The 12,566-nt window shown below is 33.4% G+C and carries 10 protein-coding genes and 5 tRNA genes; 5 read left to right on the forward strand and 10 right to left on the reverse strand.

Annotation, left to right across the window (positions count from 1 at the left end; all coding sequences use genetic code 11):
* Positions 1-44: 44 nt before the first annotated feature.
* The 5 genes from AC1QSP_RS05565 to AC1QSP_RS05585 all read right to left on the reverse strand — a co-directional run bounded on the left by AC1QSP_RS05565 (position 45) and on the right by AC1QSP_RS05585 (position 682).
* Positions 45-117, reverse strand: a tRNA-Lys gene (locus tag AC1QSP_RS05565).
* 50 nt (positions 118-167) lie between these two features.
* Positions 168-240, reverse strand: a tRNA-Lys gene (locus AC1QSP_RS05570).
* Between the two features lie 50 nt (positions 241-290).
* Positions 291-363: transfer RNA gene (locus AC1QSP_RS05575), tRNA-Lys, on the reverse strand.
* Between the two features lie 50 nt (positions 364-413).
* Positions 414-486 (reverse strand) — tRNA-Lys (locus AC1QSP_RS05580).
* A 123-nt stretch (positions 487-609) separates the two neighbouring features.
* Positions 610-682 (reverse strand) — tRNA-Lys (locus tag AC1QSP_RS05585).
* Positions 683-959: 277 nt separating this feature from the next.
* Between AC1QSP_RS05585 and AC1QSP_RS05590 the strand changes: the two genes are divergently transcribed.
* On the forward strand, positions 960-1,562 hold the full coding sequence (locus AC1QSP_RS05590) for a hypothetical protein (protein WP_484080152.1): 603 nt from the start codon (positions 960-962) through the stop codon (positions 1,560-1,562).
* Between the two features lie 22 nt (positions 1,563-1,584).
* On the forward strand, positions 1,585-2,097 hold the full coding sequence (locus tag AC1QSP_RS05595; protein ID WP_484080153.1) for a shikimate kinase: 513 nt from the start codon (positions 1,585-1,587) through the stop codon (positions 2,095-2,097).
* A 10-nt stretch (positions 2,098-2,107) separates the two neighbouring features.
* On the opposite strand, the gene AC1QSP_RS05600 is transcribed toward AC1QSP_RS05595, so the two are convergent.
* Positions 2,108-2,500, reverse strand: coding sequence for an RNA-binding S4 domain-containing protein (locus tag AC1QSP_RS05600; protein WP_322969300.1), 393 nt, complete (start codon positions 2,498-2,500; stop codon positions 2,108-2,110).
* A gap of 70 nt (positions 2,501-2,570) precedes the next feature.
* Here AC1QSP_RS05600 and AC1QSP_RS05605 point away from each other — a divergent pair, with 70 nt between their 5' ends.
* Both AC1QSP_RS05605 and pncB read left to right on the forward strand, forming a co-directional pair.
* Positions 2,571-3,299: a hypothetical protein gene (locus tag AC1QSP_RS05605; protein ID WP_484080154.1), complete on the forward strand. Its 729-nt coding sequence runs from the start codon at positions 2,571-2,573 to the stop codon at positions 3,297-3,299.
* Positions 3,300-3,389: 90 nt separating this feature from the next.
* Positions 3,390-4,592, forward strand: a complete 1,203-nt coding sequence (pncB, locus tag AC1QSP_RS05610; RefSeq protein ID WP_484080155.1) for a nicotinate phosphoribosyltransferase — start codon at positions 3,390-3,392, stop codon at positions 4,590-4,592.
* Between the two features lie 50 nt (positions 4,593-4,642).
* On the opposite strand, the gene lon is transcribed toward pncB, so the two are convergent.
* The 4 genes from lon to AC1QSP_RS05630 all read right to left on the reverse strand — a co-directional run bounded on the left by lon (position 4,643) and on the right by AC1QSP_RS05630 (position 11,383).
* Positions 4,643-7,057: an endopeptidase La gene (gene lon, locus AC1QSP_RS05615; protein ID WP_484080156.1), complete on the reverse strand. Its 2,415-nt coding sequence runs from the start codon at positions 7,055-7,057 to the stop codon at positions 4,643-4,645.
* A 304-nt stretch (positions 7,058-7,361) separates the two neighbouring features.
* A complete protein-coding gene (gene bshA, locus AC1QSP_RS05620; RefSeq protein WP_484080388.1) occupies positions 7,362-8,486 on the reverse strand; it encodes an N-acetyl-alpha-D-glucosaminyl L-malate synthase BshA in 1,125 nt (374 codons plus the stop codon).
* 21 nt (positions 8,487-8,507) lie between these two features.
* On the reverse strand, positions 8,508-9,647 hold the full coding sequence (locus AC1QSP_RS05625; RefSeq protein WP_484080389.1) for a serine hydrolase domain-containing protein: 1,140 nt from the start codon (positions 9,645-9,647) through the stop codon (positions 8,508-8,510).
* Positions 9,641-11,383, reverse strand: a complete 1,743-nt coding sequence (locus AC1QSP_RS05630; RefSeq protein WP_484080157.1) for a glycoside hydrolase family 3 protein — start codon at positions 11,381-11,383, stop codon at positions 9,641-9,643. Before AC1QSP_RS05630 ends, AC1QSP_RS05625 begins: the two co-directional genes overlap by 7 nt.
* A 102-nt stretch (positions 11,384-11,485) precedes the next feature.
* Here AC1QSP_RS05630 and AC1QSP_RS05635 point away from each other — a divergent pair, with 102 nt between their 5' ends.
* Positions 11,486-12,565, forward strand: a complete 1,080-nt coding sequence (locus AC1QSP_RS05635; protein WP_484080158.1) for a TerC family protein — start codon at positions 11,486-11,488, stop codon at positions 12,563-12,565.
* Position 12,566 lies beyond the last annotated feature (1 nt).

Here is a 12,566-nt window from a genome sequence, read left to right on the forward strand (position 1 = left end):
TTGGAGTGTTACTGTTTTTAGACTTCTTAGTAACATGAAGTTTGTGACCTGGCTGGGGCTCGAACCCAGGACCCCAACATTAAAAGTGTTGTGCTCTACCAACTGAGCTACCAGGTCTCCGTTTTGGAGTGTTACTGTTTTTAGACTTCTTGGTAACATGAAGTTTGTGACCTGGCTGGGGCTCGAACCCAGGACCCCAACATTAAAAGTGTTGTGCTCTACCAACTGAGCTACCAGGTCTCCGTTTTGGAGTGTTACTGTTTTTAGACTTCTTGGTAACATGAAGTTTGTGACCTGGCTGGGGCTCGAACCCAGGACCCCAACATTAAAAGTGTTGTGCTCTACCAACTGAGCTACCAGGTCTCCGTTTTGGAGTGTTACTGTTTTTAGACTTCTTAGTAACATGAAGTTTGTGACCTGGCTGGGGCTCGAACCCAGGACCCCAACATTAAAAGTGTTGTGCTCTACCAACTGAGCTACCAGGTCTCCGTTTTTCGGAGTGCAAAGGTATTTAAAATTTTCACACTACAAAACGAAAATTAAGTTTTTTCTTAAAAATTTTCTAAAAGAACTCTTCCATTCAAATTAGGAAATTGTCACAAGAATTAGTGACCTGGCTGGGGCTCGAACCCAGGACCCCAACATTAAAAGTGTTGTGCTCTACCAACTGAGCTACCAGGTCATTTCCTTAATTCGACTGCAAATATAGGGCGATTAAATTCAATTTTGCAAACATATCTTCATCTTTTTTTAAGAAAAAAATTTAATCATTTCTAAAATAGAAACTTATCATTTAAAATTTTATTTAACTTTGTAAGTTCTCATCTAAATCTTTTAAAATTTCACAAAGGTTTACCATAAAATAAAAAGAGCCGACGTTAAAATTCTTTTATATTTGTTGCGTTTTTAAAGTAAAACCAACCTTCCTGAAGTTATAATTGAAATAGGAAAAATTAAACATGCGTCAAAAATTATTGATTACACTTTTATTAAGTTCACTTTTCTTTGAGTCTTGCAAAGAGAAAAATGATAGTGCTGTAGAAAATACTACAGTAACCACTAAATGTACTCCTGAACAAGCAGATGAGTTACATAGTATGATGACTCTTGATGAACTTAAAGATTTAATAAAAGCTGATCAGCAAACGATGGATGCTTATATGGATAAGAATTGTTTCACAAAAGCATCTTACGGAAAGAATCTTTACATTTATAATATAGACCGTGCCGATTCATTAAAAATAAAACAATCAAAGGAAGGAATCTTTTTCCTGAATCAAGTTTCAGCTATTGAAATTTCTCAAGAAATCGTTTATAAACTGCAATATAGTTTTCCGATTAAATACCTGAATCAATATAAAATAGAAATTGAAAAATTAGCCAAGAAAGCGCGCTTTTATCGTTCGAACACTGTAGCAACGAATGAAGATTTCAAAGTAACTTATGAAATTGATCGTTGGGATAATCGTAATTTAAAAAATTCTTATTCTTATCAAATCAACACTTATGGTGGGTATGCTAAACTAACCATTTTCTATTCGGAAGATCTTCCTGTTGATTAAACTTTAATACCGATTTTAACAAATGATTATTTCTCTTATTGGCTATATGGGGAGTGGGAAAACCACTACAGGAAAAGACTTAGCTAAAGCTTTAGGGTATGAATTTATTGACCTGGATGGCTACATTGAAGAAAAATACCAGATGACTGTTTCAGAAATTTTTGAAACTTATGGTGAGCTGGGATTTCGAAAAAGAGAACGTGAAGCTTTGCATGAAGTTTTACATAATACAAATATTGTATTATCAGTAGGTGGTGGAACTCCTGTTTATTATGACAATATTGATGTGATCAATAAATACTCAGAATCCATATTTCTTCGCGTTCAATTGCCACAATTGGTGAAACGTCTTGAAAACAAAAAAAATTCGCGTCCTTTAATCGCTCATTTACCTGCAGAAGAATTGACGGAGTTTATTGCCAAACATTTGTTCGAGCGCAATGCTTATTATCAAAAAGCAAAACATACCATTTCTATCGTTCATCAAAGTTCATTCGAAGTATTGAATGAAATCATGGCATTGATAAAAAAATAAAAGATTTAGATTACTCTAAATCTTCTAATAAAAACTGATCGCCCGAAATGTAATCATCCAATTCGCGGCGGTCTTTTTTCGTTGGTCTCCCTTCTCCTTTTTCGCGGTAATAATCTTGAGATAATTTACGCAATTCTAATACTTCATACTCTTCTTTAGGGGTTGTATCCACAATATGTAAGCTCAAAAGCTTCGCCCCTATTCGACTTTTTGGCACTTGAATCACTTTAAAAGAAAGATTAATTTGATCTTTCTTTACTTCTACATGATCTCCAGGTATCACTTCTTTAGAAGCTTTGACTACTGCACCATTTATTTTTACACGATTCTTTTTTAAAGCGTCGGTAGCTAAAGCCCTCGTCTTATAATACCTTACACTCCAAAGAAATTTATCTACTCTCATATTAATTCTAACAATTTCTTAACTTTGGGATAAATATTTTTTCTAAATTCGCAATTTAAACCGAAAATACATGATAAAGAAATTCTTTGTAGCTTTATTAGCAACAAGTGCTTTTTTCACGAGCTGTAAAAGTGATGACGATAGTAAAGAATTAAGCGTAGAACAAAGAAATTCGTTGGACGATCAAGCCATTGAAGAGTATTTAGAGCAACACTATTTTAACCCTACCAACGGGAAATTAATCAAATTTGATACAATAACAGGTAACGAGGATGATCAATACCCTAAATTAAAGGATTTAGCCATCAAAGATCCTGCAGGATATTATTATGCAATGCGTCCGGGTGTTACAGCAGATAGTGCAACGATTGTAAGTAATGATGCTTCAGAAATTCTATTATCATATGATGCAAAATTTTTCCAAGCTACGGACGATACTGATTATAAATACAAATATGGATCAGTAATGGATTTTGCTAATTCCATCAATTCAGGTGATGGTTCTGCTGTAAAAGATCCTTCATTCTATTTTGCGAAATTAACAGATGCCTTAATAGAAAACGGAGTAAAAAGAGAGCATATCGAATTACCCTATTTTGCAGATGCTTTAAAGAAATTTAAATCAACAGGAACTAATGGTCGTGATTTATATAATTTTCAAGGGGTAATCATCTTACCATCACGTTTAGCATTTGGACGTAATAAAGTTTACACTGGATCAAATTTATCGGATAGATATTACAGAGATTACTCTTTTATCTTCAACTTTGAATTACACAAAGTAACGCCAAGACAATAAGTTAAAATTTAATAAATCCCTAAAAAACCATCATTTCATGTGATGGTTTTTTATTTAATTTATATTTTTGAGTAAAATAGACCTATAAAAATGAAAACAATATTCCACTCGATACTAGATAATGACTTCTACAAGTTTACCATGCAATATGCGGTAACCAAACTTTACCCTGATGTTATTGCACGCTATAAATTTATTAATCGTGGGCAACATGAATTTCCGGAAGGTTTTGCTGAAGAATTACAGCGCCAAGTGAATGCGATGGCAGACTTAGCACTAACGAAAAGCGAGAAAGATTTCTTACATGAAAATTGTCCATATATCAGTCCTGCTTATTTGGATTTTTTACAAGGGTATCGTTATGATCCGAGTGAAGTGAAAATTTCACAAGATGGTAAAGATGTTTCTGTAGAAGTAGAAGGAAATTGGTACCGAACAATACTTTGGGAAGTTCCTTTATTGGCATTAATTAGTGAAGTTTTCTATACCTTAACAGAAGCTCCACGTATGAGTAATGACGAAGTAACTCATAATACAAGTGATAAAGTCGATTTGTACAATCAATTAGGGGTAACTGTAGCTGATTTTGGTACTCGTCGTCGCCACTCGTACGAAGTCCATGATGTGGTTATGAACGAATTGGTTAATCATTCAGGTAAAAGTTTTGTTGGATCTTCAAATGTTCATTTTGCACACAAATATGGAGTAAAACCAATTGGTACACATGCGCACGAATGGTTTATGTTCCACGCAGCTCGTTTTGGTTATAAAGTGGCCAATTCGATGAGTTTGGATCGCTGGGTTAAAGTTTATTATGGAGATTTAGGAATTGCTTTAACTGATACTTATACTTCTGATATTTTCTTCCGTCAATTCGATAAGAAATTATCCAAATTATTTGATGGAGTTCGTCATGATTCAGGAGATCCTATCGAATTTGGAGAAAAAGTCATTGCACATTATGAGAAAATGGGTATTAATCCTCAACACAAGACGATTATTTTCTCGGATGGATTAAATTCAGAAAAAGTAGAAACCATCACAAATGCCTTCAAAGGACGTATTGGATTATCCTTTGGTATTGGAACAAACCTTACCAATGATGTTGGATTACGTGCAATGAATATTGTAATGAAATTAACTGAAATCTCATCATATGATATTCCATGGACAGGAGTTGTGAAACTTTCAGACGAAAAAAATAAACATACCGGTACAGAAAATGATATTCGATTAGCGAAAGAAATTCTTCAATTAGGAGAGATTAAAGCCAATCCAGAAGTATTAAGTTAATTCTATAAAACATAAAAAAAGCGACCTCATCGGATCGCTTTTTTTTATTATTATTTCTTTAGTGTAGAAAAGTCTTTCGCTCCTTTTACCTTTTGGTTTGTAAGAGCTATATCAAGTACTTCTTTCATCTCTTTCACATAATGGAAAGTTAAACCTTTCAAGTACTCTTGTTTGATATCTTCTACATCTTTTCGGTTATCTTCGCACAAGATGATTTCTTTAATATCTGCACGCTTAGCAGCTAAAATTTTCTCTTTGATTCCACCAACAGGTAATACTTTACCTCGTAATGTAATCTCACCTGTCATCGCTAATTTTGCTTTAACTTTACGTTGCGTAAATGATGACATTAAGGATGTTAACATCGTAATCCCAGCTGATGGTCCGTCTTTAGGTGTTGCACCTTCTGGGACGTGAATATGAACTTTATAATTTTCGAACACTTCTGGTGATAAATCATATTCTTCAGCATGTGCCTTGATGTATTCTAAAGCAATCGTAGCTGATTCTTTCATGACATTCCCTAAGTTACCTGTGATCGATAAACCACCTTTCCCTTTCGATAAAATCGATTCAATGAATAAAATATCACCTCCCACACTTGTCCAAGCTAAACCAACAACAACTCCTGGAACTTCGTTGTTTTCATAACGCTCTGGTGTAATGGATGGTCCTAAAATCTTTTCGATATCATCGATTGAGTATTTTGTATTGTAATCCTCTTCCATCGCGATGTGTTTGGCTGCATTACGTACCAATTTCGCTACTTTTTGATTCAGATTACGAACTCCAGACTCTCGTGTATATCCAGTAATTAAAAATTCAATTTCCTTTTTACCTAATACCACTGATTTCTCAGGAATCCCATGTTCTTTTAATTGTTTTGGCAATAAATGTTTCTTAACTATCTCGGATTTTTCTTCAATCGTATATCCTGAGATATTGATCATTTCCATACGATCGCGTAAAGGCGTTGGAATATTTCCAATATTATTTGCGGTAGCAATGAAAAACACCTTTGATAAATCATATCCTAACTCTAAGAAATTATCATGGAATGCATTATTTTGCTCGGGATCTAAAACTTCCAACATGGCAGAAGATGGATCTCCATGATTGCTTGCAGTCATCTTATCAATTTCGTCTAAAACGAAAACAGGATTCGAAGATTCAGCCTTTTTTATCGATTGTAAAATACGACCTGGCATTGCACCAATATAGGTTTTACGATGCCCTCTAATTTCAGATTCATCATGTAATCCTCCCAAAGACATACGAACATATTTACGACCTACCGCTTTAGCAATTGAAGTCCCTAAAGATGTTTTCCCTACGCCTGGAGGGCCATATAAACATAAAATAGGTGCACGCATATCGCCTTTTAATTTTAAAACAGCTAAATGTTCGATAATACGTTCTTTTACATCTTCTAATCCATAATGATCAGAATCTAATATTTTTTGTGCATTCTTTAAGTCAAATACATCTTTTGTATACTCGTTCCATGGTAAATCCAACATAAACTCTAAGTAGTTACGCTGAATATTATGTTCTGGCATTTGAGGATTAAGACGAGACAAACGATTGATTTCTTTATCAAAATGGTTTGCTGTTTCTTCCGACCAACGCTTATTTTGCGCACGTTTACGCATTTCGTTGATTTCTTCTTCCGTCGTATTTCCACCCAGCTCTTCTTGGATCGATTTGATTTGTTGATGTAAGAAATATTCTTTTTGTTGCTGATCTAATTCTTTTCGAACTTTATTCTGAATCGAATTTTTTAATTCTAACTTTTGAAGCTCTACGTTCATGTAACGCATCACTTCTAAGGCTCTTAATTTAAGATCAGATACTTCTAACAACAATTGTTTCTCTTCTAACGATAAGGTTAGATTAGAAGCTACAAAATTGATAAGAAATGTCTTACTCTCAATACTACGAATAGCATTAGCTGCTTCTGAAGGTAACATTGGATTTTCCTCTACAATTTGATACGCTAAATCACGAATCGAATCGATGATGATAGGATATTCCTTATTACGAGCTGTTGGAACTTTTTCCGTAAGAATTTCAACATTCCCCTTAAAATAAGGATCAACGTCAGTAAATTCTTCCGCTTTAAAACGTTTTACACCTTGTAGAATTACCGTGATATTTCCATCCGGTAATTTAATTAAGCGCATAATACGTGCGACAGTACCCACTTGAAATAAATCTTCTGGAGATGGATCTTCTACAGCCACATCTTTTTGAGATAATACTCCAATGATTCGATCACCTTTATAAGCTTCAGTTAATAATTTTATAGATTTATCTCTTCCGGCAGTAATCGGAGCAACAACTCCTGGGAAAAGAACCGTATTTCTTAATGATAATATGGGTAATGAAGAGGGAATATCTTGCTTTTGCATCTTAATTTCTTCTTCCTTACTCATTAAAGGAATTAATTCAATTTCTTCTTCCATTCTATTATTTAATGACAATATGTCTTTACTTATTGATAATAATTTAATTTGTCAGTTCACTTCAAGTCAACTGAAAGGTTTAACCACCAAATTTCAGCAAATTACCTGAAAAAACTTGGTCAGATTTTGTTTATGTTAAATAATTCAATCTTTATGCCAATGACCTATAATGTCAGTTCTCTAGCGCATTGATGGCTAACAAAGATAATAGATATCGATTCGTTGAACGACTCCTAAAGATTAAAAAATCAATAATCTTTATTCATTAAGAATAAAAAAATCGGGAATATTCCCGATTTAAAATTTATTGTTTAATCAATTGACGATACAAATCTTCGTATTGAGGTAAAATATTATTCTTGTCAAATGTCAAGGCTTGATCTTTTGCATTTTGACTGAATTGTCGTTGTCTCGCATCATCTTCTAAGATATAAATGGCTTTTTCTGCCATCATCTCAACATCTCCTACAGGACAGACAAATCCTGTCACTCCATTAATGTTTACTTCTGGAATACCTCCAGCATTAGAAGAAACTACAGGTACATTAGCCGCCATTGCTTCTAAAGCAGCTAGACCAAAACTTTCTTGTTCAGAAGGTAATAAAAATAGATCCGCAGCTTTTAAAACATCATTTAAATCACTCACCATTCCTAAACTTTTTACTTTATCTTGGATTCCAAATTCTTGAATCATTTGGTCCGCCAAATCCCACTCAGGTCCTTCTCCCGCAATAATCAATTTTGATGGAATTTTCTTCTGAATTAAATTAAACGTAGAAATCACATCTTGAATTCGTTTTACTTTTCTCAAGTTTGACGTATGAAGAATGACTTTCTCATTTGGCTCCGCAAAATTATTACGACAACATACACATTTTTCTGGCAAATATTGTTCGTTATCGATAAAGTTTGGAACGACTTTAATATCATTCGTAATGTCAAAAATCTTTAAAGTGTCTTGTTTTAAACTTTCCGAAACAGAAGTCACAATATCTGATTCGTTAATCGAAAATTCAACAGCGGTCTTATATACCGGATGTTTTCCGACTAAAGTAATATCAGTTCCATGCAATGTAGTTACAATAGGCAAATGATATCCTTTACGTGCTAACATTTGTTTGGTAAAATAAGCCGCATAAGCATGTGGAATAGCATAATGAACATGAATTAAATCCAATTCATAGTGTAAAATTTTATCATATAAAATAGTACTTAATGCCAAATCATACGGCTGATATTGGAATAATGGATAATTTTCAACGTGAATACGATGAAAGTATATGTTGGGTAATTTTATATTTAGTCGTGCAGGAACATTTGTACTGAAGAAATGAACTTCGTGTCCTTTTTCTGCTAAATCTATTCCTAATTCGGTAGCGACAATACCACTACCTCCATATGTTGGATAACAAACAATTCCGATTTTCATTGTTGATTTCATAATTCAAATTTAAGGTAAAAATGCGTCGTAAATGGCTTGCAATATATTTTCTCTTACTTTTTTTGATGAAAGTAGGTTATTCTCTTCACTTATATTCACTCGATTACTTAAAAAGATATATATCAAGTCATATTTAGGATCTGCCCAAACCATTGTACCAGTAAATCCTGTATGGCCATAAGCTTCTGTAGAAGCTCCACGTATAGATTTGACCAATGTTTTATCAAATCCTGCTCCTCGGTTCGACGTTGGGTATTGTTTTTCAGTAAATTGATTGATTACATCAGATTTGATAAATTCTCTACCGCCATATTTTCCTTTATTCAAATACATCTGCATCAATTTCGCTAAATCCATAGCATTTGAAAAAAGTCCTGCATGTCCCGCTATTCCACCCATCATAGCTGCTCCTTGATCATGAACATATCCATGAATCAATTGATTGCGATATGTTTTATCATAAGCCGTAGGTACTATCACATCCAAATCAAATTTCTCTTTTGGATTATAGGTCGTACGATACATTCCTAATGGACGATAAAATTTCTCTTGCAGTAATTCATTGTAAGACATTTTATAATCACCTTCAATTCGTTTCTGAAAAATATAATATCCCAAATCAGAATATTCATATGTTTTTTTACCTAATGGTGATAATTTGATATCTTCATATATGGAATCTTTAATCGATTTAATAATGTAAATATTATCTGTAACGCGATAAGGATGTTCTTCATCTTGTTTACGGGAATAAAAATCCAAATAAAGACGAGCATTTTTAACATTTACAGTTTCCTTATAGAATCCGATCCAAGGTGCTAAACCCGATTGATGAGCTAATACCTCGCGAACTTTTAAAGAAGATTTATTGGAATGAAGTAAATCAGAATCGATTTCCCCTAAGGTTTGATTGAAATGAAGTTTACCTGCTTCAAACTCCTTCATAATTAAAGGAATTGAAGCAGTAACTTTTGTCACTGAAGCAACATCGTAAAGATCGTCCCACTTCAGTTCTTTCTTTGAATTTTTATCTTGGACTCCAAATACCTGATCATAAATTACTTTTCCTTGTTTTGCAACGATGATTTGCATTCCAGGTGTGAGATTTTTTCGGATCGCATCTTGAGCAATTTCGTCAATTTTTAGAATTTTTTTTTACTAACACCAACGTTATTTGGCGATGTAAAACCTAAACGATCAATTGGATTGGTTTTAATCTGTTGTCCATACTTTAGATGAGCATTAATATCAACGGGTAATTTACCGTTCCCTTCAATTGCTCCAAAGATTACTTGAGGTGCGATTTGCTGTGTATTTTTAGTATTTTGGTATTGGACTAATACAGCATCTAGATTCGTTAAGTCCACATCTTTTAAACCGTATGGACTTGTAAATAACGTAAAAATCGTTTTCTTATCAGTAGGAGTTGCTTTAAGAATTGATTTTGAATTTTCTGATAATTTATATGATTTATATACACTTTCATTAGATAAAAATGCACCATAAATTACATAGTCATATTTTGCTAATTTTGACAATTGAGATGGATTTGATATTTGAACCAATTCGACATCCGCATATTTTCTTAAATGTGTATAAAACTCTTTATAATCGTTTTGTTCTAATGGAACAAAGGCAATTTTAGACGTTAAATCTTGTATAGGTAGAATTTGGTTATCATTTTTAACCACAGTAGAAGCTTGTTCAAATATCTTTTGCGTTAATGCTAAATTTTCATCAGAGTTTAAATCTTCGATTACGTTTGTCGCTACTAAAGGTTGAAATTGATGAAGACCTACCAAATATTTCGCCATCAGAATTTTCTTGACACTCTCAGCTAAACGCTCTTCAGTAATTTCACCTTTTTCAAAAGCAGAAATTATTTTTTGCTTACCTGTTTTTACCCCTTGAGAAAATAATAACATATCATTCCCCGCAACAAAAGCACGATAATCCACTTCTCCTGGTGCATACATTTTAGCTACACCATCCATATTTAAAGCATCTGTAATAACAATTCCTTTAAAGTTAAGTTCACCCTTTAGATAATCAGTTATGATTTTTTTAGATAGGGTTGAAGGTGTTTTCGGATCAGGTTCTAAAGCAGGAACATTAAGATGTGCTACCATAACAGCTTGAACACCTTCTTTGATTAATTGGCGAAATGGTGCCACATGATATTTTTCCAAATCCGCTTTATTGGCTGATATTAAAGGCAATGTTTTATGCGAATCTTGATCTGTATCTCCATGCCCAGGAAAATGTTTAGCAGATGCCAATACCCCCATAGACTGTTGTCCCTTCATAAATGCAGCTCCTTTTTTTCCTACATTTTCTGGATCAGAACCATAAGAACGGTTTCCAATGATTGGATTATTTGGATTGACATTTACATCAACCGATGGAGCAAAATTAAAATGAATTCCCATACGGTTCGATTGTTTCCCTATTTGCTGGCCTGCTTCAAAAACCAATTGTTCATCTTGTAACGCACCAAACGTCATATTCCAAGGAAAGCGTTCTACCCCTTTTAAGCGCATCGCTAATCCCCATTCTCCATCCACACCAATAATTAAAGGCGTTTTAGATGCTGCTTGGTATCGATTCGTTAATTCGATTTGTTTTACAGCTTGATCCTGCATAAAAATCAAACCACCAACATGTTCTTCTTGGATTAATTTTAAAATTTCATTTTCATGGGCTACATCGCGATTAGAATAAGCCGCTACGACAAATAACTGTCCCACTTTCTCCTCCAAAGACATGGCTTGATATTGATCATCAACCCATTTCAATTGGATAGAATCTACATATAAAGGTGAATCTTGTTGTGCATTTACAAATAATGTAAAGGATGAAAGTATGGCGAATAAATATTTTTTCATAGATTAATAATAAATTTTGTAAATTCTAACCTTAATATTTAGATTATATTTACAAAATAATTGTTTCAAATTTAATCAAAAAATTAATTAAATTATATATCTATGTCGTTAATGGCTGTCGTACAAGACAACATGTTAAACCATCCAGGATTGATTACTGGATTTGCCGTGGCAGTAATTGTTATGCTGCTATTGGATTTAGGAGTTTTCAATAAGAATGCACATGCTGTATCCAACAAAGAAGCTTTGACTTGGACTATTGTATGGATATCCTTGGCCATGATTTTTAGTGGAATTGTTTATATGGTTTTTCGAAATGCAGATGGTCATGCCTTTGCAATGGAAAAATTTTCACAATTTCAGGCGGCATATTGGATTGAAAAAGCACTATCTGTCGATAATCTCTTTGTATTTATTTTAGTATTTGGATTCTTTAAAATTCCAAAAGAATATCAGCATAAAGTATTATTCTGGGGAATTTTAGGAGCATTGTTCTTCCGTGCCATTTTCATATTTGCAGGAGTGGAATTAATTAAGCTAACTTATTTACCTGCATTTTCACTTGGGGATTTTAATTTTGTTTTAGACAATGATGCCGTAGAACATGCCAATTTTGTAACGAAACAATTTTATCGCCCTAATGTAATCTTAACTTTATTTGGGTTCTTTTTAATTGTAGCCGGAATTAAATCATGGTCTTCTTCAAATGACGATGATGATCAAGATTTATCTAAGAATTTTGGCGTACGATTGGTTCATAAATTCTATAAAGTTTCTCCAAATTTTGATCAAGATAAATTTTTTACTGTTCAAAATGGAGTAAAAATGGCAACGCCATTATTTGTTGCATTAGCTGTGATTGAAATTACAGATTTAGTCTTTGCTGTAGATAGTATCCCAGCAATTTTCGCAATAGCACCAAATGATCCTTTCATATTATACTCTTCGAATATATTTGCCATTTTAGGATTACGTTCATTGTATTTTCTTTTAGCTAATTCAATGGACAAATTCAATAAATTGCATTATGGTTTAGCCGTTATTTTAACCTTTATTGGGATTAAAATGATCATTATGCCATTCTATCACTTCGAGTCAACCGTCTCACTAAGTATTATTGGAGGAATATTACTCATCACTATAATTTGGTCATTATTATCCAACAAAAAAACAGTTGAATAAA

The sequence above is a fragment of the Faecalibacter sp. genome, from assembly GCF_057177045.1.